The organism is Marisediminicola senii, from assembly GCF_011057645.1.
Classification (GTDB): Bacteria; Actinomycetota; Actinomycetes; order Actinomycetales; family Microbacteriaceae; genus Marisediminicola; species Marisediminicola senii.
Window position 1 is genome coordinate 14,137 of record NZ_JAALGE010000021.1, and the last position, 20,652, is coordinate 34,788.

A 20,652-nucleotide genomic window follows, 5' to 3' on the forward strand; every position below is an offset into this window, starting at 1 on the left:
AGCGCGCGCGGCCCGCGCGGCCTCCGCTGGCCCCGCTCAGTCCCTGGAGTGCTGCAGCGACCGTGCCGCCATGCCGATGACGACGCTGTAGGTCGGGTAGGCGAACTTGACGTTGGCGAGCGTCGCCACGTCGACGCCCGCGGCCATCGCGGTCGTCACCGACTGGATAACCTCGACCGCGTTCTCGCCCACGGCGTGCGCACCGAGGATGAGCTCGCGACGCCGGTCGGTGATGAGCTTGAGGAACCCGGTCTCGCGGTCGTCGATGACCGCTCGGTCGACCGCGGAGTACGGCACTGTGGCGACGACGCAGTGCGGGTCGCGCTCCCTGGCCTGCTCCTCGGTGAGTCCGACGCCGGCGTAGTCGGGGTCGGTGAACCCGCCGGCCGGCAGCAGGTGATGCGGGGTGCGACGGTTCGCGTCGAGTACCGCGTTCTCGGCCGCCGCCTCGCCCTCGAACTGGGCCGCCTGCACGAGCATGTCGCGTCCATTAGCGTCGCCGACCGCGAAGATGTGCGGAACGGCGCTGCGAAAGTACTCGTCGACGGGAATCGCCGGACGCTCGATCTCGATCCCGACGTTCTCGAGCCCGAGGTCTCGAACGTCGGCGGGCCACCCGGTCGCCATGATGACGGCGTCGAAGCTGCTCGAGCGGGGGGCGTCGCCCTCGCGCCAGAGCAGGGTGATCGCGTCATCCTGCCGCACGAGTCCCTCGACCGAGTCGATACCCGTGTGCACGGTGGTTCCCTGCGACCGGAACGCCGCGGTCACGGCCGCCGAGATGTCGGGGTCGGACGGCATCAGGATGCGTGGCGCCACGTCGAGCAGGGTGACGCGTGACCCGAATGCGCTGAAGATCGTGGTGAGCTGCGCACCGGTATTGCCGCCGCCGATGATCGCGACGCGGTCGGGCAGGTCGGGAAGGTCGAGCACGTGCTCCGGCACCGTCGCGAGTTCGGCCCCCGGGATGGGCAGCCGGCGGGAGTGTCCGCCGACGCACACGATCACCGAGTCGGCGGTGACGCGCCGGCCGCTGTCGAGCACGAGGGTGTGGGCGTCGGCGAAGCGGGCACGCCCCTCCATGATGAGTTCGATGCCGGCATCCGCGAACCGCTGGGCCTCGCTCTTGAGCGCGCGAACCCGGTCGATGGTCTCGCGCACCCTGGCCGTGGTGACCGGCCAGTCGATGCGCTGGTCGGTACCACCGATGCCGTAGACGCCGGCCGATCGTGCCTCGCGCACCAGGCGGGCGGTCTTGGCGAGCACCCTGGTCGGAACGCACCCGGTGTTCACGCAGGTTCCGCCGGTGCGAGAGGCCTCCGCCACCCCGACCCTGGCCCCGAGCTCAGCGGCTCGGAGCGCGGCGGCGGTTCCCGCGGGGCCCGCACCGATCACGAAAACGTCGAAGTGGTCTGCAGCATCACCAGTCATGGCATCACTGTGCCACGGCCACCTGACGGGCAGGCGCGAGAACACGCGGCCGGCCTCGCGATGAGACCGGCCGCGGCATCCACAAAAATCAGGCCGCGTGCTGGCGCAACCACTCCTGCGCTGCGGCGAAGTCGGCCTGGTCGATGCCATGGCCGCCAGGGCGCGACGACCTGGTCACCTCGGCGCCGCGGGCGTCGAGGGCCGCGACCAGCCGGTTGACGCTCTCGTGCGGCGCCATCGGGTCGCTGACCCCGTTGGCCAGGAAGATCGCGCTGGCCGACAGGTCGGTGTCGAGTTCGCGGTCGTCGAGCGGGAACATGCCCGAGAACGCGACGACCCGGTCGATCACGTCGGGGCGCAGCAGCGCGGTCGCGAGGGCGATGTTCGCGCCGTTCGACAGGCCGACCGCGATGAGCTGGCGCCCCTCCAGCCCGTAGGCCTCGCGGGCCCTGGCGATGAAGTCGACGAGTTCGGCGCTGCGGGTGACGACGTCCTCGACGTCGAACACTCCCTCGGAGAGGCGGCGGAACCAGCGGTTCATGCCGTTCTCCGAGACGCGTCCGCGAGGCGAGAGCACGGTGGCATCGGGATGCAGCATGCCGGCGAGACCGGCGATGTCGCGTTCGTTGCTCCCGGTGCCATGCAGCATGAGCAGCACCGGTGCGTCGGGCAACCCCGGCGTGTGGAGGTGGATCCAGTCGTCGAGCACGGCCGTCACTCCTCGACCAGCGCCGGGTTGTTCCCGGCCGGGATCGTGATCGGGGCCACGGCGTTCTCGATGGCCTCGCGGGACGGCTCGAGCCACGGCGGCAGCTTCAGCGATCGACCGAGTTCGAGCAGGGGCTCGTCGATGTCGAAACCGGGGGTGTCGGTCGCGATCTCGAACAGCACGCCGCCTGGCTCGCGAAAATAGATCGAGGTGAAGTACTGCCGGTCGAGGATGGCGGTCACGGCGTAGCCGCGCGCCGCGAGCTCCTGGCGCCAGAGTTCCTGCGTCTCGATGTCGGGCACGCGGAACGCGATGTGGTGCACGGTTCCGCCGGCGGTGAGGCCGCTGGGCCCGCGGGGGTCGGCGATCACGTCGACGATGTTGCCGGGGGCGCCGTCACCGGCGGCCACGCGAATGCGCCCGGCGGCTTCGCCGACCGCGTGCATGCCGAGGTCGGCGGTGAGCACCTCGAGGGTTCCGCTCGGGTCGGCGACGGTCAGCACCGACGAGTGCTGGCCGCGCACGGCGAACTCGGCCGGTACCGAGGCCGAGTCCCACGGATTGCGGGGGTCGGTGATGGATGACGCGACCAGGTCGATCTGCAGGCCGTCCGGGTCGCGCAGCGACAGGCGCTCCTCCCCGGGCAGCCCGGTGGTGATCGCGGATTCGACGCCGATGGCACCGAAGTGGTCGGCCCACCAGCCGAGGCTCCCCTGCGGAACCGAGAATGCGGTGGCGGTGGACTGGCCGCTGCCGTGGCGTCCGCTGCGGATGCCCCGCCACGGGAAGAAGGTCAGCAGCGAGCCGGGGTTGCCCGCGTCGTCGCCGTAGTACAGGTGGTAGGTGCCGGGGTCGTCGAAGTTGACCGTCTTCTTGACGAGACGGAGCCCGAGGCCCGTGATGTAGAAATCGATGTTCCGCTGCGGCTCACCGGCGATGGCGGTGACGTGGTGCAGTCCGGATGTCTGGGCTGTCATGATGTGGCCTTTCTGATGGTGGCCGTAGGTGTGCGTGGCGGTCGCTGCCGCGTTATCCATGCAAACGCATGTTATCGGAAATGCATTCCCGCGGGTTCATCGCTCTGTTTTTCGCTGTGGGAGATCAGGTCTGGTCGGCTGTCGGTGGTGGCCACTATCGTCTGGCGCATGGCGTACATCGAAGCGGTGAACCTGGTCAAGACGTATACCCCCAAGGGCGCGCCGGTGGTGCGTGCGCTCGACGGCCTGAGCCTCTCGGTGCCGCGCGGAACGGTCACCGCGCTGCTCGGCCCGAACGGCGCGGGCAAGACCACGGCGGTCAAGGTGCTGACCACCCTCATCACGGCAGACTCGGGCACGGCGACCATCGACGGGCTCGATGTCGCGACCCAGGGGTCGGAGATCCGGCCCATCATCGGCGTCTCCGGGCAGTATGCCGCGGTCGACGAGAACCTCACCGGGTTCGAGAACCTCGACATGGTCGGCCGGCTCTATCACCTCGGCGCGAAGGCATCCCGGCGCCGGGCCACCGAACTGATCGAGCTCTTCGACCTCACCGAGGCGCAGAACCGCCCGGTCAAGGGATTCTCCGGCGGCATGCGGCGGCGCATCGACCTCGCCGGGGCGCTGGTCATCGACCCGAGAGTGCTCTTCCTCGACGAGCCAACCACCGGCCTCGACCCGCGCAGCAGGCTCGGAATGTGGGACATCATCACGCGACTCGTCGCCACCGGCACGACGGTGCTGCTCACCACGCAATACCTCGAGGAAGCCGACCAGCTGGCCGACGACATCGCCGTCATCGACAACGGCAAGGTCATCGCGCAGGGCACCTCCGACGAGCTCAAGTCATCGATCGGCGGCCAAACCGTCGAACTCAGCCTGGTGTCCGAGGCCGACAGCGCGAGCGCGCTCGAGATACTCCGCTCGCACGGCACCTCCGCCCCCGATGTGTCGGCCGACCAGCGCACGCTGTCGGTCACGGTAGCGAGCGGTCCGGCAGCGCTGCAGTCGGTGCTCGCACAGACCGAGGCGCGCGGCATCCGCCTCCACGATGCCGGAATGAAGCGACCGACGCTCGACGACGTGTTCCTCACCCTGACTGGGCACGCCGCCACCGTCGAAGAAGAGGAGAAGGCGTCATGACGACCACCCGGCAGACTCCCACCCACGTCGCGCCGCCCGTCGGCCGGTCGACGGCGGGCCTGGGCGACTGGTTCTCCGACGGGTGGATCACCACCCGTCGCAATCTGATCAAGATCAAGCGCGTGCCCGACATCCTGGTGTTCACCACCCTGCAGCCGATCATGTTCGTGCTGCTGTTCAGCTACGTGTACGCGGGCAGCATCGACATTCCGGGTAGCGACTACAAAGAATTCATCATGGCGGGCATCTTCGCCCAGACCGTGGTGTTCGGCTCCACCTATTCGGGTTCAGCGATGGCGCAAGACCTCAAAGACGGCATCATCGACCGTTTCCGAACCCTGCCGATGAACCCCACGGCCGTGCTGGTCGGGCGCACCAACGGAGACCTGCTCATCAACGCGATCTCGATGGCGGTCATGCTCGCCACCGGGTTCATCGTGGGCTGGCGGGTTCGCTCGAGCTTTCTCGAGGCGGTCGCCGCGGTCGCGCTGCTGCTGCTCTTCGCCTACGCGCTGTCGTGGGTGATGGCGTTCCTGGGCATGAGCGTGCGCAGCCCCGAGATCATCAATAACGTGTCGTTCCTCGTACTGTTCCCGCTCACGTTCATCTCGAATGCGTTCGTTCCGCTCGACAGCCTGCCGACGCCACTGCGCATCTTTGCGGAATACAACCCGGTCTCCGCCCTCGTGGAGGCGGCACGGCAGCTGTTCGGCAACGTGCCGGCGCAGACGCCGGAGCCCACCTCGTGGACCCTGCAGAACCCGGTGCTCACGGTGTTGATCGGCATTGTGCTGATGCTCGCCATCTTCGTGCCGCTGGCCACCCGCAAGTTCAGCCAGGTCAGCACGCGGTAGCGGGCCCTGCGTCGCAGGTCGTTACGCCCCCGGGTATGCGATGGCGAACATGCCGATCTCGACCTCGGCGAAACTCGTCGACAGGGGCGACAGGCCGATGCGGATGCCGTCGGGTCCGCGAAAGTCGGGAATCACGCCCTGGTCCCAGAGCCGCGGCACGATGTCGCCGAAATCGTGGCGGTCGAGGGTGATGTGCGAGCCGCGCATGTCGGCGTCGCGCGGTGAGGCGAGCCGGGCGTCGGGCAGCAGGTCGTCGGCCAGTTCGACCGCGAAGGCCGTGAGCGCCTCCGACTTGGTGCGCACGGCGTCGATGCCGACCGATTCGATGAGTGCGATCATGTCGCGCATGGCCAGCATGCCGAGTACCGGTGGGGTTCCGCTCGTGAAGCCCCGGATGCCGTCTGCCGGCTCGTAGCCCTGGCCCATGGCGAAGGCATCCCTCGTGCCCAGCCAGCCCTGGATCGGCTGCCGCAGCTCGCCCTGCAGCCCGGCCCGCACGTAGGCGAACGCGGGTGATCCCGGGCCGCCGTTGAGGTACTTGTAGGTGCAGCCGACGGCGAGGTCGACCCCCCACGCGTCGAGCTCGGTCGGCACGACGCCGACGGAGTGGCTGAGATCCCACACGACGAGCGCGCCGGCCGCGCGAGCGGCGGCCGTGATGGTCGGAACCTCGGCGAGGTATCCGGAGCGGTACGCCACATGGCTGAGCACGACTACGGCCGTGTTGTCGGTGATCGCGGCGGCGGCGATCTCGGGGGTGACGCCGGCCGCGGCATCCGTGTCGATCCAGCGCACGGTGAGCCCGCGCTCCTCGGCAATGCCCTCGACGATGTAGCGGTCGGTCGGAAAGTTGGCTCGGTCGATGGCGAGCTCGGTGCGCCCGGGCCTGGCGTCGACGGCCGCGCGGATGAGCTTGTAGAGCAGCACCGTCGTGGAGTCGCCGATGGTGACCTGGCCGGGGGCGGCGCCGAGCACGACTCGGCCGAGGTCGTCGCCGATCACGGTGGGCAGCTCGAGCCAGCTCTCGTCCCAGCCGCGGATGAGCCGCGATCCCCACTGCCCGGCGATGAAGTCGGCGATGCGGCCCCGGCTGGCGAGCAGCGGGCGTCCGAGCGAATTACCGTCGAGGTATGCGGCGACGTCGTCGTCGCGGAGGAACAGGGCGCGGTGCGGGGCCAGTACATCGAGGCGGTCGAGGTCTGCGGCCGACGTGGTCGTCATCGTCTCACCCTATGTCGCGGGTGCTGGGCGTCGGCGCCCGCCGGCGAGCTACCGCCCGGCGGGCTACCGCCCGGCGGGCTACCGCCCGGCGAGCTCCTCCAGCACGGCCTCGAGCTGGTCGATGGCGATGTCGAGGTCGGCCGCCTCCACCACGATGGGCGGGGCGAGCCGGATGGTCGACCCGTGGGTGTCCTTGGCGAGCACACCGCGCAGCATGAGCCGCTCGCAGACCTCGCGTCCGGTCGCGAGCTCGGGGTCGATGTCGATACCCGCCCACAGTCCCGCGGTGCGTACTGCGACGACCCCGCGGCCGATGAGCGCCGTGAGCCTCGCGTCGAGGCGGGCGCCCAGCATCCGTGCCCTCTCCTGCATCTCGCCGGTGGCGAGCAGCTCGACTACGGCAGTGCCTACGGCAGCAGCCAGCGGATTTCCGCCGAAGGTCGACCCGTGCTCACCCGCGCCGAGAACGCCGAGGATGTCGCTGTTGCCGACGACTGCCGAGACCGGCACGATGCCGCCGCCGAGGGCCTTGCCCAGCAGGTACAGGTCGGGAACGACCCCGACGTTGTCGCACTGGAAGGTGGCTCCGGTACGGCCGAGGCCGGACTGGATTTCATCGGCGATGAACAGCACGTTGTGCCGGGTGGTGATCTCGCGCACGGCGGGGAGATACTCGGCAGGCGGGATCACGATACCGGCCTCGCCCTGGATGGGCTCGATCAGCACGGCGACGGTGTTCTCGTCGATGGCCGCCTCGAGGGCCGCGGCGTCGCCGTAGGGAACCGAACGGAACCCGGGGGTGAACGGGCCGAAGTCGTCGGTGGCGACCGGGTCGTTCGAGAAGCTGATGATCGTCGTGGTGCGGCCGTGGAAGTTGCCGTCGGCCACGATGATGTTCGCCATGCCCTGGGCGACGCCCTTGACGCGGTAACCCCAGGCGCGGGCAACCTTGATGCCGGATTCGACCGCTTCGGCGCCGGTGTTCATGGGGATGACCATGTCCTTGCCGGCGAGGGCGGCGAGTGCGGCCGCGAACGGTTCGAGCTTGTCGTTGTGGAACGCGCGGCTGGTCAGCGTGATGCGGTCGAGCTGCTGCTTCGCCGCGGCGATCAGCGCAGGGTGCCCGTGGCCGAAGTTGACGGCGGAGTAGGCGGCGAGGCAGTCGAGGTAGCGCCCTCCCGCGGTGTCGGTGACCCAGGCACCCTCTCCGCTCTCGACCATGACCTCGAGCGGGTGGTAGGTGTGCGCGAGGTGGCTCTCAGTCGCCAGCTCGGCGCTCGTGTCGCCCGCGGCGGCCTGGCCCGCGCTCAGTACGGCGCTCATCGGCGCAGCTCCAGCGTGCAGCACTTCACTCCGCCGCCGCCGAGCAGCAGCTCGGAGAGGTCGACGCCGATCGGGTTGTAGCCGCGCTCGCGCAGCTGCCTCTCGAAGTCGGTGGCGCGCGAGGCGATGACCACGTTGTAGCCGTCGCTGAACGAGTTGAGCCCGAGGATCGCGGCATCCACCTCCGTCACCAGCACGGCGTCGGGAAAGCGCTCGCGCAGGATGGCGAGGCTGGCCTCGTCGAAGGCGCTGGGCAGGTAGGCGATGTTGGTGTCGTCGAGCACGGCGATGGCGGTGTCGAGGTGGTAGAAGTTCGGGTCGACGAGGGTGAGCGTCACGACCTCGCGGCCGTACACCGAGCTGACCTCCTCGTGGCTGTGCGATGCGCTGCGAAAGCCGGTGCCGGCCAGGATGACGCCGCCGACCAGGAGGAAGTCGCCCTCGCCCTCGTTGATGTTCTCCGGCTCGCGCACGTCAAAGCCGTTGGCGCGGAACCAGTCCATGTAGGCCGGCCCCTCCGGCTGGCGCTGCGGGTAGGTGAAGCTCGCGCCGTAGGCGATGTTGTCGATGACGAATCCGCCGTTGGCCGCGTAGACCATGTCCGGCAGGCCGTCGACGGGGTCGATGAGCTCGATGTCGAACCCGAGCGACAGGTAGGTGTCGTAAAGCGTCTGCCACTGACGCACCGCGAGCGCGGTGTCGGTGGGCAGCGCGGGATCCATCCAGGGGTTGATGCGGTAGACGACGGTGAAGAAGTCGGGGCGGCACATCAGCACGGTGCGCTTGGTCGCGACACGGGCGGGCTGGGTGCTCGGGGCTGCGGTGGGGGCGGTGGCACTGGTAGTCACGGGGCTCCTTCTGAGAGGTGGTGGCTCGTGGGCTGTCGAGGAATGGGGACGGAGGCCAGTGGATGCCGCGAGGCGCCGTCACTCCCATTGTGCACGCCCGAATCCGACTATTTCGGTCAGATCACGCACTAAATCGGCGTGCTACCCGCGGTTGGCGCATCCGATCGGCGCCACCCGGGCATACGGTGGATGCATGGACAGCCTGGACTACGGCATCATCGAGCACCTCAGACGCAACGCCCGCGCGGGCTACGGCGACATCGGAGAAGAGATCGGCCTGTCGGCATCCGCCGTCAAGCGCCGCGTCGACAAGCTGGTCGCCGACCGGGTGATCAGGGGCTTCACCATTCAGGTCGACCCGACCGTCGACGGCCTCGCCACCGAGGCCTACGTCGAGCTGTTCTGCCGGGGAACCGTCGCCCCCGACGAGCTGCGGCGCATCCTCTCCGGCATTCCCGAGGTGGTCGACGCGGGAACCGTCACCGGTTCGGCCGACGCGATCGTGCACATGCGCTCGAGGGACATCCCGTCGCTCGAGTCGGCCCTCGAGAAGGTGCGGGACGCCCCGAACGTCGACCACACCCGCAGCGCGATCGTGCTCTCCCGCCTCATCTCGCGACAGAAGCACTGACCGGCCCCAAGGATCGGCCAGGGACACTGATCGGTCAGAAGCACTGACCGGTCACCGCACTGCCCGGCGGCTTTGCAGGCCAGCCCCGCGGCTCAGTCCCGCGTCGTGGTGTCGCCGATCGTGCCGTTGATCTGGTCGATCGTGATCACGGCGTTGATGAGCGCCAGGTGGCTCAGCCCCTGTGGCAGGTTGCCGAGAAAATCGTGGGTGTCGGCATCCACCATCTCTGCATAGAGTCCGACGTCGTTGGCGAGCCCGACCAGGTCATTCATTCGGGTGGATGCCTCGTCGCCGCGCCCCACGCAGGCCAGCGCCCCGGCGAGCCAGAATGCGCACGCCACGAACGTGCCCTCCTCCTGCTCCATGCCGGAGTAGCGGTAGACGAGCGAGCCGCGGCCGAGGTCGCGGATGATCGCGTCGATGGTCGACGACATGCGCTCTCCCCGGTCGAACCCACTCGGCGCGTGCAGCAGGATCGACGCGTCGAGCTTGTCGGTGCCGGGATACATCGTGTACGCCTGAAGCGCCTCCGACCAGCAGTTCTCCTCGACCCACTCGCGGATGCGGTCGCGCTCCGCCGCCCAGCGGGCCGATCCGCCGGCGATCTGCCCGAGGTCGGCGAGGTGCACCGCGCAATCGAGGGCCTGCCAGCAGCCGAGCTTCGAGGTGGTGAAGTGCTGCTCCTCCGGTAGTTCCCAGATGCCCGCGTCACGCAGGTGCCAGGTGTCGCAGGCGCGGTCGGCGATGGCCGACAGCAGCCGCCCGGTGTCGGTGTCGAGGACGTTGCCGTCGTCGACGTACAGGCGCATGGCCTCGAACAGGTCGCCGTAGATGCCCAGCTGCAGCTGCCCCTGCGCCTCGTTGCCGACGACGACGGGGCCGACGCCACGCCATCCTGGCACCTCGGGGTTCTCGGCCCCGTGCGGAACGGTGCCGTCGAGAGCGTAGAACACGAACAGCTCCGGCCCGTGTTCGCGGATGGTGGTGAGCAGCCACGAGATGGCCGCGTGGGTCTCCTCGCGCAGGCCGAACCGGATGAGCGAGTTGACGGTGAAGGCGAGGTCGCGCACCCAGGCGAACCGGTAGTCCCAGTTCTTGTCGCCGGCCATGCTCTCGGGCAGCGAGGTGGTAGCCGCCGCGGCGATGGCCCCGGTCGGGCTGTGGATGAGCAGCTTGAGGGCGAGGGCGCTGCGGTGCACGGCCTCCGGCCACGACCCGTCGTAGCTGAACTCCTCAGACCAGACCCGCCAGTTGTCGATGGTGCGGTCGATGCCCTTGTCGACGAGCGACGGGGTGAGCATGCGCAGGGGTTCGCGATTCGTGGCGGCGAGCACGATGATGTGCCGGGAGCCGGGGGCGGTCTCGAACGCCCCGTCGACGGCCTGGCCGCCGGGGTCGTTCGGGCCGTGGTCGTCTCCGCGCACACTGATCAGCACGCCGTCGACCCTGATGACGGTGCCATTGGTGGTCTCTTCGACCCAGGGGGATGCCGCGTTCAGCATGGTGCCGGGGGTCACGCTCCAGCGCATCCGCACGGTGCCGTCGAGGCCTTCCACGCGGCGCGCGAGCTCCGACCATGGCAGGCGGCCGGCGACCCCGGTCACGAGCGCATCGGTCAGGCGCACCGATCCGGTCGCGGTGGTGAACGTGGTCTGCAGCACGTTGGTGCCCGGCACGTACTCGCGCGTCGTCGTGAAGTCGTCGACGGGCCGCATCTCGATGCGTCCGCCGTGTCGCTCGTCGAGGATCGCGGCGAAGGCGGGCGGGGTGCCGAGGTCGGGGGTCGGGAACCAGTCGATCGCGCCGTCGAGTGCGATGAGGGCGACGGTGCGCCCGTCGCCGATCGCGGCGTAGTCGCGCAGGGCGGCGTAGCCGTCGACGCGGGTGACGGTCAGTGCTGCGGGAGGGGTGGCCTGCTGGGGTGTGGATGTCACTGCTGGTTCCCGATCTCGTGCTGGTTGCGTAACGCCACCGAGCCCGCCGACGCCGCCCCGGTGGGGGCGGGCATCGACGGGCCCGGGTGAATGGTGCTGTCTGTTGCGGGTGCCGTCTAGTTCTCGACGTCGCCGCGCCAGGCGCCGGTCGGTGCCGGCTGGGCCTCGATGAACTTCTTGAAGTTCTTGAGGTCGCCCTTGATGATGGCGTCGTCGACACCGAACACGGCGCCGACCTTCTCGAGGAAGCCCTCGGCGGACCAGTCGAGCTGCACGGTGACGCGCGAGGTGGTGTCGCTGAGCTTGTGGAAGGTGACGACTCCGGCGTGGTTCTCATCTCCGCCGGTGCTGTTCCAGGCGACGCGCTCGTCGGCGTGCTGCTCGGTGATCGTGGCGTCGAACTCGCGCTCGACTCCGGCGATCTTGACCTTCCAGTGCGTGTGGGTGTCGTCGATCTGGGTGATGGACTCGACGAAGCTCAGGAACTTGGGGAAGGTCTCGAACTGGGTCCACTGGTTGTAGGCGACAGAGACGGGGACGTCGACATCGACTGTTTCGATTACCTGGGTCATGGTGAAGCTCCTTCTATATGGGTGTGGCTTCGGTGCGGATCGCTGGTCTAGACGTGAGTTTCGTGGGCGGCTGGTGTGCGAAACCTGAACGTCGACCCTCTACGTAATCAAACGAACGTGGGTGTCAGCCGTGTATCGGGCACCGTTCGCGCGTTATTGGTCTGACGGCAGTCGCCCGAGACGCACGGCGTCGAGCAGTGCGGCGTGGTCGCGCTCGGTCTGGTCTGCGTAGGAGCGCGCGAAGCGGCTGAGCGCCGTGTCGAGCTTGGGAGAGGTGCCGACGTACCCGGCGACCATCGACGCTCCGCTCGTGCGGGCGTGCCCCTTGGCGAGCAGTCTCCCGCACACGGCGGCGTAGTCGCGCATCGCCGCGGGCTTGATGTTGTCGATGGGCACGGTGCCCTTCATGTTGCGAAACTGCCGAACGTAGAACTGGCGTCCCTCGACCGTGGTCCAGCCCAGCAGCGGGTCGCTCACCGTCTGCAGCGCCTGCTGGTATTCCACGACCCGCTGTCCCTGGTGCTTGTGCCACGCCGAGTCGCCGTGCACGAACGGTGCGATCACCGAGCGCCTGGCCTCCTTGAGCTGCAGGAACACGACGTCGTCGGGGCTGCTTCCCTCGCAGAGCGCGACGAAGGCGCGCAACCCGACGCTTCCGACGCCGACCACCTTGTTGGCGAGGTCGAGCAGTGTGTAGCCGCCGATGACGCGACGCCAGTGCGGGGCGAGGGTCTGCAGGTAGTCGTCGAGCGCCTCGGCGAGGTGCTCGGCCTCGTCGTCAGGCATGTGCGTGATGAGCGGCGGCTCCTCGACGATGCGCCGCTGCCCGTTCTCCTCGTGCGAGAAGCGCGGCAGCGCGCGGTCGCTCGTGCGCCGGCGGGCCTTGGTCGCGGCCTTCTCGATGTCCCTGTGCAGGGAGACGTCGGTGGTGGACTGCTGCAGGCGGGCGACGTCGACGCGCTGGAACGAGCGCGAGAGCAGCGGCTGGTCGGCGAGGTCGCGCAGTTGCTCGCGGTAGGCGGCGACACAGGATGCCACGGCGGCTTCGCACTGGTCCTCGCTGAAGCCGTTCTGCCGACCGGCGACCCAGATGCTCGCCGCGAGCCGTCGGAGGTCCCATTCCCAGCTGCCGGGGTGTGCCTCGTCGAAGTCGTTCAGGTCGATGACCAGGTCGCGTTCTGGCGACGCGTAGAAGCCGAAGTTGCCGACGTGGGCGTCCCCGCAGATGACCGGGGTGATGCCGGTGGCGGGCAGCGCGGAGAAGTCCGACGCCATCACGATCGCGGTACCGCGCAGAAAGCCATACGGCGACGCCGCCATGCGACCGACCCGCAGCGGAACGAGCCGCTCGAGCCGACCCTCGTGCGACGAGTTGATGAGGTCGATCGGGTCTGGCCGGTTATCGGGGGCTGTCCAGTCGCCGAGCGACGAGCGGGGAACGTCCTTGCGCATCGCCTTGCCGAGCGCGTAGCGCTCGGTGCGCGGGGTGGGGCGGCGGCGCAGCGACGCGTAGTCGTCGCCGCTCAACGAGCGATGCACCACGTGCCGGTTGGAGGTGGGTTCGCTCATGGGTATTACTGTGGCACGCCCTGCGCCGGCCGCCGCGCCATCGGGCCGCGCCCGGGCCCTGGCCGTCCCCGCTCCTACGCCTGCAGCGCGGCGCGTACCAGAGCCAGCGCCTCGTCGGTGCCGAGCCGCAGCTGTCGCACCCGCTCGACGTAGGCGGTCGCCGCGAGCTGCGCCTGGCGGTGCTCCGCGTCGCCGGTGGCCGCGATGAACGAGCCGTTCCTGCCGCGCGTCTCGATGACCTCGTCACGTTCCAGCTCGCGGTAGCTGCGGGCGACGGTGTTGGGCGCGATCCCCAGGTCTTCGGCGAGCCGGCGCACCGTCGGCAGCTTCGTTCCCGGCACCAGGGTTCCGGCCCGTACGGCGTCGATGACCTGCACGCGCAGCTGCTCGTAGGGGGGCGTGGCCGAAGACGGGTCGATCACGAGGATCATGCGGACGCCGCATCCATCCGCGCCTCGGGCTTGGCCCACAGGCGGCGCCAATAGTGCTGCATCGGCTTCGACGCCCACGAGGCGGCCGAGAGTGAGATCGCCGTGGTGACGACAATGAGCAGCACCGCCATGCCGACCAGTGCGGCGGGCGCACCGGCGCCCGCGGTGTCGGCGTTCGACCCGACGAGCAGGAACGTCATCACGGCCGAGACGAAGCCCAGTACGAACGGCACCGACACGAGGTCGCGCAGGGTCATCGCGCGGATCGCGTCCTCCCAGGCGAGCTCGGTGGTCGATCCGGCGGGCTGGCGGTGCGCGACGATGCGGGCGGCGAACAGCTCTGCGCCGATGAGGGCGACGATGGATGCCACGGCCCCCGCCACGGCGCCGGACCCGACGAGATCGACTGCCGACATCCGCGCCTCCCCCAGCGCGCCCACCGACAGCGCGATCGCCGCCCCGACGACGCTGAGGGCCGCGAGGATCACCGCGCCGCGCGCGCCCCAGCGTTCGATCGGGCCGACGTAGTCCGCGAACCCCGGCGCCTGCATCCGCGCGACCCGCGGACCGTCACCGGCCACCGCGAGCTGCCCGCGCACCGAGCTGACGGCCGCGCCGGCCGCGAGGCCCAGCAGCATGCCCGCGACCAGGGCGAGCGGAACCAGGCTCGAGCCGACTCCGCCGGGCAGCAGCAGCGACCCGATGAGGCCGATGCCGATGCCGGTCATGGCGCCCGAGAACATCGATTTCTCGCGGGCGACGAGGCGAGCGACGACGAGCGGCTCGACCTCGGGAGTCATGGCGAGGTTGACCCTGCGCGCGTACTTGTCGAGTACCCGGCCGCGCTGGGCGGGGCGCCGGTCCCACGCGAGGGGAGTGGCGCTCACCACGCCCAGGATGGCGACGACGATGAAGGCGACGTACATGACTGCTCCTTACCGCTTCCGTTAGTAGCAATACAATTACTGTACCAGTACAAACTCACGTCGACAAGCAGCGTCAGCTGCGGCGGACGTTCATGTGGACGTGGACCGCAGCAGCAGCAGCAGCGGCAGCGGCAGCGGCAGCGGCAGCGGCAGCGGCGTAACACGGCGAACGCCCCGGATGCGGCGGACAAGAATAGGAACATGACAACCACAGCACTCACTCTCCCCGTGCTCGATCTCTCGCGGCTCGACGGGCCCGACGCGGAGCAGTTCCGCGCCGATCTCCGCGAGGCGACCCATGAGTACGGTTTCTTCTACCTGACCGGGCACGGTGTCCCCCAGGAACTCGTCGACCGCGTCATCCGCACCGCCCGCCAGTTCTTCGACCTGCCAGAGGCCGACAAGATGGCGATCGAGAGCCTGCAGAGCCCGCACTTTCGCGGCTACACGCGCGTCGGCGGCGAACTGACCATGGGCGCCGTCGACTGGCGCGAGCAGATCGACATCGGCCCGGAGCGCCCCGCCGTGCCCAAGGGCGACGGCGTGCCCGACTACTTCGCACTGCAGGGTCCGAACCAGTGGCCCGCCGCGCTCCCCGAGCTCGAACGCACCGTCACCGAATGGCACGACGCCCTCAGCGAGGTCGCCCTCCGCCTCATGCGTGCCTGGGCCCTCTCGCTCGGCGCAGACGAGAACATCTTCGACCAGGCGTTCGCCGAGAACTCGTCGACCCTCATCAAGATCGTGCGCTACCCGGGCAAGTCCGACCCCGAGCCCCAGCAGGGCGTCGGCGCCCACAAGGACTCCGGAGTGCTGACCCTGCTGTTCGTCGAGCCGGAGAAAGCGGGCCTGCAGGTCGAGAAGGACGGCGAGTGGATCGACGCTCCCCCGATCGACGGCGCCTTCGTGGTCAACATCGGCGAGTTGCTCGAGGTCGCGACGAACGGCTACCTCAAGGCGACCGTGCACCGGGTCATCTCGCCGAGCATCGGCCAGGACCGCATCTCGATCCCGTTCTTCTACAGCCCGGCGCTCGACGCGACGATTCCGCTGATCACGCTGCCCGACGACCTCGACGCCCCCGGCATCACGGTCGACCCGGCCAACCCGATCTACAACACGTACGGCGAGAACGCCCTGAAGAGCCGACTGCGGGCGCATCCCGACGTCGCGGCGATCCACCACCCCGAGCTGGTCAAGTAGCGCGAGGCGTTGCTCGCTGACCAAGCGATGCTAGCGCACCGCCGGTACCCCGAGCTGGTCAAGTAGCACGAGGCGTTGCTCGCTAACCAAGCGATGCTGCACCGCCGGTACCCCGAGCTGGTCAAGTAGCACGAGGCGTTGCTCGCTAACCAAGCGATGCTGCACCGCCGGTACCCCGAGCTGGTCAAGTAGCACGAGGCGTTGCTCGCTAACCAAGCGATGCTGGACCGCCGGTACCCCGAGCTGGTCAAGTAGCACGAGCTCGTGAAGTAACGCGAAGCCAGCAGTGAGGCGTCTGAGGCAGACGCCTCCGGCGCCGGAGCGCCTGCACCCCGCACGTCAGGGTTGCAGGCGCTCCGTCGTCCAGGTGGATGCCGCGGCGCCGGCACCACGGTCGCCGCGGGTGTACACGATGCGATCGTGCAGGCGCGAGGTGCGCCCCTGCCAGAACTCGATGCGATGCGGCACGACGAGATAGGCACCCCAGCCGTCGGGGCGCGGCACGGCGGTCGGGCCGGTGTCCGGGTACTGTGCCTCGAGCTGCGCGACGCGGGCCTCGAGGTCGGCCCGGCTCCCGATCGGCCGCGACTGCTCGCTCGCGACCGCGGCGATCCGCGACCCGTACGGCCGGTGCTGGAAGTACCGGTCGCTCACCTCAGCGGTCGCGCGCTGCGCCGTGCCGGCCACGATCACCTGTCGCTGCAGCGAGTACCACGGGAACAGCAGGCTGACCCTGGATTCGGCCGCGAGCGCGATGCCCTTGCGTGAGCCGTAGTTGCTGACGAACTCGAACCCGCCATCGAGTCCCTTGAGCAGCACCGTGCGGCTGCTCGGCTGCCCGTCGGGGTCGCCGGTGCCCACCACCATGGCGTTCGGCTCGTAGATGTCGTTCGCCTCGGCCTGCTCGAGCCAGGCGGCGAACTGCACCATCGGGTCGTCGTCGAGTGCGGCCTCGTCGATGCCGATCGAGCCGTAGTCGGTGTGCCTCTCGAGTGAATCCATGTCGTTCCCCTCGCGTGCTGGTGCATCGGGTGATGCGCCCGGTGCTTGCGGTTCAGGATGCCACCCCCGGCTGGGACGCCACCCGCGCGCCGTGCACCCGCGCTGCGCGCCGCATGATCGGACGGGCGAACGATCGAACGATCAAAAACGGGCGAACGGGCGTCGGGTCAGACGACCGAATCCATCGCGGTGTCCGGGGTGCCGAAGCGGTGCGCGGTGATGCTCACGGACTGCTCGAGCAGGAAGGGCAGGAGCTCGATGCGACCCTCGGTCGTCACCGGGCCCGCGTGGATCGCGGCATCCGGATCGCCCCCGATGGCCTTCGCGAGGCGTGTCGCATCGCCACCGATGAGGCGGATACGCGACGGCCTGGCCTCGAGCGCCGCGATGCGCGCCTCGAACGCCGCATCGGTCTCGACGACCATGCCCACGACCCGCAGCGGCGAGTCCTCCCCGCGCAGCAACCGTACGATGCCGGCCTGGATCGGCAGGGCGGAGCTGATGGTGACGGTGGCCCTGGCGAGGGTCGCCGCGACGAGCGTGCGCACGAGCTGCGCGGGCGATGCCCCCTCAGACAGCCGGATGGTGACGGCCGCCGGCCGGTAGCGAAAGACGTTGCGCTCCACGCCGAGTGCCGAGACGTCGCGGGCGACGCCGAACTCGGCATCCCACGCGCGCTGGTCGCTGACCGCTCCCGAGCGCACCCGGTCGAACTCGAGGAACTCCATGCCCGGCTGCGCGGCCTCGATCACGGCGACGACGCGGTCGCGCAGGCCGGCGAGCACGACCGATCCCTGGGGCTCGGCGAACACGGGTTCGACCTCGCCGAGGCTGAGCAGGTAATTCGGCCCGCCCGCCTTGGTGCCGCCGCCCACCGACGAGCGCTTCCAGCCCCCGAACGGCTGCCGGCGCACGACCGCGCCGGTGATGCCGCGGTTCACGTAGAGGTTGCCCGCCTCGACCTCGTCGAGCCACCGCGACACCTCGTCGGCGTCGAGCGAGTGGATGCCCGCCGTCAGGCCGTATGCCGACGCGTTCTGCAGCTCGATGGCCTCCTCGAGCGTGTCTGCGCGCATGATGCCGAGCACCGGGCCGAAGTACTCGGTGCGGTGGAATTCGCTGCCGGCCACGACGCCGGTGCGAACGCCGGGCGACCACAGGCGCCCCTCCGCGTCGAGCTTCTCGGGCTTGACGAGCCACTTCTCACCGCGGGCGAGGGTGGTCAGCCCGTCCTTCAGCTTGCCCGTCGCCGGCTCGATGATCGGCCCCATCTGGGTGCGGGGATCCTGCGGCCACCCCACCCGCAGGGTGCGGACCGCGTCGGCCAGCTGGCGCTGGAAACGGGTGGATGATGCGGCAGACCCCACCAGGATCAGCAGCGACGCGGCCGAACACTTCTGGCCGGCGTGACCGAAGGCGCTGCGTACGACGTCGGCCGCGGCGAGGTCGAGGTCGGCGCTGGGCGTCACGATGATCGCGTTCTTGCCGCTCGTCTCGGCCAGCACGGGCAGGTCGGCGCGCCAGGAGCGGAACAGCGCCGCGGTCTCCCATGCCCCGGTGAGGATGACACGGTCGACCGTGGGGTGCGCGATGAGCCGCTGCCCGAGCTCGTTCTCGTCGACGTCGACGAGCGACAGCACGCTGCGCGGAACGCCGCCGTCCCACAGCGCACGCACCATCACGGCCGCGCTGCGGCGGGCCTGCGGTGCGGGCTTGATGATGACCGCAGCGCCGGATGCGAGCGCGGCGAGCACGCCGCCGGCGGGGATGGCGACCGGAAAGTTCCATGGCGGCACGACCACGACGAGGCGGGACGGCATGAAGGTCGCGGCGTCCAGCGCGCCCAGGTCGACGGCGCGATCGGCGTAGTAGTGCGCGAAGTCGACGGCCTCGCTGACCTCGACGTCGCCCTCCGCAATGGTCTTGCCGGTCTCGCTCGCCATGACCTCGATGAGCCGCGCGCGGGCAGCCTCCAGCGATTCCCCCGCGCTGTGCAGCACCTGGGCGCGGGTGGTCGCGCGGCGTTGGCCCCAGGCCTCGCCCGCCGCGGTCGCGTTCTCGATGATGGCCTCGAGGGTGGCGGCATCCATCACCGCAGCTGCGGCGAGGTCGCTCTCGCCCAGCCGGGAGGTGGGAACGGCATCGAGGATGCGGCGCCCCCACGCCCGGTTGACGGCGATCGCGGGATCGGTGTCGCGCGCGTTCGCGAACGGTGCGGCGTAGGGCTCGGGCGGCCGGGTGCGGTCCTGCGAGCGGCGCGAGGCCGGTGCGAGGATGGACTCGCTCGGCTCGAGGTCGGCGAGCGCGGCGGCGAACCGCTGCTCCTCGCGCGCGAACACCTCCTCGGAGGTGGCGAGCTCGAACACTCCCGACATGAAGTTCTCGGGGCTGGCGTTCTCTTCGAGGCGGCGCACCAGGTACGAGATGGCCGAGTCGAACTCGGTCGGGCGCACGACGGGCGTGTACAGCAGCAGTCCCCCGACGTCGCGGCGCACCGCGTCGGCCTGCGCCGCGGCCATGCCGAGCAGCATCTCGAACTCGACGCGGTCGGCGACGCCGCGATGCGTCGCGAGCAGCCAGGCGAACGCGAGGTCGAACAGGTTGTGGCCTGCCACGCCGATGCGCACGGCGTCCGCGCGCTCCGGGGTCATCGCCCAGTCGAGCACGCGCTTGTAATTGGTGTCGGTCTCACGCTTGGTCGGGTAGGTCGCGACCGGCCAGTCGTGCATGGCCGCGTCGACGTGTTCCATGGCGAGGTTCGCGCCCTTCACGACGCGCACCTTGATGCTCGCGCCGCCCTCGGCCCGCCGGCGCATGGCCCATGCGGTCAGCTCCTGCAGCGCGCCGAGCGCGTCGGGCAGGTAGGCCTGCAGCACGATACCGGCCTCGAGCGATGCCAGCGCCGGGGTGTCGAGGATGCGCGTGAACACCGCGATGGTGAGGTCGAGGTCGCGGAACTCCTCCATGTCGAGGTTGATGAACTTCGGGGTGGTGGATGCCGCCGCCAGCTCGTACAGCGGAATCAGCCGCTCGGCCACCCGCTCGACCGTCTCGTCGAACGCCCACATCGACAGCTGGCTGGCCACCGACGACACCTTGATCGACACGTAGTCGACGTCGTCGCGCTCGAGCAGGGTGCGGGTGCCGGCCAGTCGCCGGTCGGCCTCCTCGTCGCCGAGCACGGCTTCGCCGAGGAGGTTCATGTTGAGCCGGTCGCCGTTCTGGCGCAACTGCTCGATGCTCTTGTCGAGCTTGTCGGGGGTCGCGTCGAGGATCAGGTGCGACACCATCGAGCGCAGCACGTGCCGGGCGATGGGGACGACCGGCCACGGCGCGATGAGGGCGAACCCGCCACCGACGGTGACTGCGGCGCGCTGGTACCAGGGCAGGAAGCGGGGTACATTCCGTGACAGCTGCTCGAGGTTGCGGCCGGCGACCCGGAGGTCTTCCGGGCGCACGACGCGGTCGACGAACCCGATGGTGAAGTCGAGGCCGCGCGGATCCTTGAGCAGGCCGGCGAGCCTGTGGGCCGAAGCATCCGTCTCGACATCGGCGCTCTCGTCGAGCCAGCGGCGCACGGTCGCCACGGTCTCGGTTGCAATGTCGGCCGGGAGGGCCGGGGCGCCGGCGAGCTGGTTGTGCATGCTCCCGAGGGTAACCGGCCCCGGGGCCGGGGCCCTCGACGGAACGGGGGATGTCGCGGGTCGAACCCGTCATTATCCAGGACGGGCCCGCGCCGCCCGGGGCGGAACTCGTCATTATTCAGGAAGGGTCGGCGTCGCCCGGGGGCGGCGCCGTGTGCTGGACGCTGTACGTCGCCGGCCCGGGACTCTTGAGCCGCAGGTTCCTGAATGATGAGAGGTTTGCCGCCCGGG

At 69.7% G+C, this 20,652-nt stretch carries 17 protein-coding genes; 4 read left to right on the top strand and 13 right to left on the bottom strand.

Annotated features, from left to right (window positions below):
• Positions 1–36 precede the first annotated feature (36 nt).
• The 3 genes from G5S38_RS08525 to G5S38_RS08535 form a co-directional block, all read right to left on the bottom strand.
• On the bottom strand, positions 37–1,431 hold the full coding sequence (locus G5S38_RS08525; protein WP_165067295.1) for a dihydrolipoyl dehydrogenase family protein: 1,395 nt from the start codon (positions 1,429–1,431) through the stop codon (positions 37–39).
• Between the two features lie 88 nt (positions 1,432–1,519).
• The gene (locus G5S38_RS08530; RefSeq protein ID WP_235928972.1) at positions 1,520–2,140 is read right to left on the bottom strand and encodes an alpha/beta hydrolase; all 621 of its coding nucleotides are present in this window, start codon (positions 2,138–2,140) and stop codon (positions 1,520–1,522) included.
• Between the two features lie 5 nt (positions 2,141–2,145).
• Complete coding sequence (locus tag G5S38_RS08535; RefSeq protein WP_165067298.1) at positions 2,146–3,117, bottom strand: ring-cleaving dioxygenase; 972 nt, start codon at positions 3,115–3,117, stop codon at positions 2,146–2,148.
• 168 nt (positions 3,118–3,285) lie between these two features.
• Between G5S38_RS08535 and G5S38_RS08540 the strand changes: the two genes are divergently transcribed.
• Both G5S38_RS08540 and G5S38_RS08545 read left to right on the top strand, forming a co-directional pair.
• A complete protein-coding gene (locus tag G5S38_RS08540; protein WP_165067301.1) occupies positions 3,286–4,263 on the top strand; it encodes an ATP-binding cassette domain-containing protein in 978 nt (325 codons plus the stop codon).
• A complete protein-coding gene (locus G5S38_RS08545) occupies positions 4,260–5,117 on the top strand; it encodes an ABC transporter permease (RefSeq protein ID WP_165067304.1) in 858 nt (285 codons plus the stop codon). The genes G5S38_RS08540 and G5S38_RS08545 overlap by 4 nt, the downstream gene beginning before the upstream one ends.
• Before the next feature lie 21 nt (positions 5,118–5,138).
• Here the strand turns inward: G5S38_RS08545 and G5S38_RS08550 are convergent, their stop codons facing one another.
• The 3 genes from G5S38_RS08550 to ddaH all read right to left on the bottom strand — a co-directional run bounded on the left by G5S38_RS08550 (position 5,139) and on the right by ddaH (position 8,509).
• Positions 5,139–6,338 carry a kynureninase gene (locus G5S38_RS08550; RefSeq protein WP_165067307.1) on the bottom strand — a complete coding sequence of 400 codons (1,200 nt, stop codon included), beginning with the start codon at positions 6,336–6,338 and terminating at the stop codon, positions 5,139–5,141.
• Between the two features lie 78 nt (positions 6,339–6,416).
• Complete coding sequence (gene rocD / locus G5S38_RS08555; protein WP_165067310.1) at positions 6,417–7,661, bottom strand: ornithine--oxo-acid transaminase; 1,245 nt, start codon at positions 7,659–7,661, stop codon at positions 6,417–6,419.
• On the bottom strand, positions 7,658–8,509 hold the full coding sequence (gene ddaH, locus G5S38_RS08560; protein WP_407943834.1) for a dimethylargininase: 852 nt from the start codon (positions 8,507–8,509) through the stop codon (positions 7,658–7,660). The genes rocD and ddaH overlap by 4 nt, the downstream gene beginning before the upstream one ends.
• 193 nt (positions 8,510–8,702) lie before the next feature.
• Here ddaH and G5S38_RS08565 point away from each other — a divergent pair, with 193 nt between their 5' ends.
• Positions 8,703–9,140, top strand: coding sequence for an Lrp/AsnC family transcriptional regulator (locus G5S38_RS08565; RefSeq protein WP_165067313.1), 438 nt, complete (start codon positions 8,703–8,705; stop codon positions 9,138–9,140).
• A gap of 92 nt (positions 9,141–9,232) precedes the next feature.
• Here the strand turns inward: G5S38_RS08565 and G5S38_RS08570 are convergent, their stop codons facing one another.
• The 5 genes from G5S38_RS08570 to G5S38_RS08590 all read right to left on the bottom strand — a co-directional run bounded on the left by G5S38_RS08570 (position 9,233) and on the right by G5S38_RS08590 (position 14,572).
• Positions 9,233–11,074, bottom strand: a complete 1,842-nt coding sequence (locus G5S38_RS08570) for a glycoside hydrolase family 15 protein (RefSeq protein ID WP_407943835.1) — start codon at positions 11,072–11,074, stop codon at positions 9,233–9,235.
• A gap of 116 nt (positions 11,075–11,190) precedes the next feature.
• Positions 11,191–11,646, bottom strand: coding sequence for an SRPBCC family protein (locus G5S38_RS08575; protein WP_165067316.1), 456 nt, complete (start codon positions 11,644–11,646; stop codon positions 11,191–11,193).
• 153 nt (positions 11,647–11,799) lie between these two features.
• The gene (locus G5S38_RS08580; RefSeq protein ID WP_165067318.1) at positions 11,800–13,215 is read right to left on the bottom strand and encodes a DUF2252 domain-containing protein; all 1,416 of its coding nucleotides are present in this window, start codon (positions 13,213–13,215) and stop codon (positions 11,800–11,802) included.
• Positions 13,216–13,289: 74 nt separating this feature from the next.
• Complete coding sequence (locus G5S38_RS08585) at positions 13,290–13,646, bottom strand: GntR family transcriptional regulator (RefSeq protein ID WP_165067320.1); 357 nt, start codon at positions 13,644–13,646, stop codon at positions 13,290–13,292.
• Entirely contained in the window at positions 13,643–14,572 is a 930-nt protein-coding gene (locus tag G5S38_RS08590; protein ID WP_165067322.1) for a hypothetical protein, read from the bottom strand. Before G5S38_RS08590 ends, G5S38_RS08585 begins: the two co-directional genes overlap by 4 nt.
• Before the next feature lie 201 nt (positions 14,573–14,773).
• Here G5S38_RS08590 and G5S38_RS08595 point away from each other — a divergent pair, with 201 nt between their 5' ends.
• Complete coding sequence (locus tag G5S38_RS08595; RefSeq protein ID WP_165067323.1) at positions 14,774–15,775, top strand: isopenicillin N synthase family dioxygenase; 1,002 nt, start codon at positions 14,774–14,776, stop codon at positions 15,773–15,775.
• A gap of 339 nt (positions 15,776–16,114) precedes the next feature.
• Here G5S38_RS08595 and pdxH read toward each other — a convergent pair whose 3' ends face one another.
• Together pdxH and G5S38_RS08605 are read right to left on the bottom strand one after the other, a co-directional pair.
• Positions 16,115–16,777: a pyridoxamine 5'-phosphate oxidase gene (gene pdxH, locus G5S38_RS08600; RefSeq protein ID WP_165067325.1), complete on the bottom strand. Its 663-nt coding sequence runs from the start codon at positions 16,775–16,777 to the stop codon at positions 16,115–16,117.
• Positions 16,778–16,944: 167 nt separating this feature from the next.
• Positions 16,945–20,421, bottom strand: coding sequence for a bifunctional proline dehydrogenase/L-glutamate gamma-semialdehyde dehydrogenase (locus G5S38_RS08605; protein ID WP_165067327.1), 3,477 nt, complete (start codon positions 20,419–20,421; stop codon positions 16,945–16,947).
• Between the last annotated feature and the right edge of the window lie 231 nt (positions 20,422–20,652).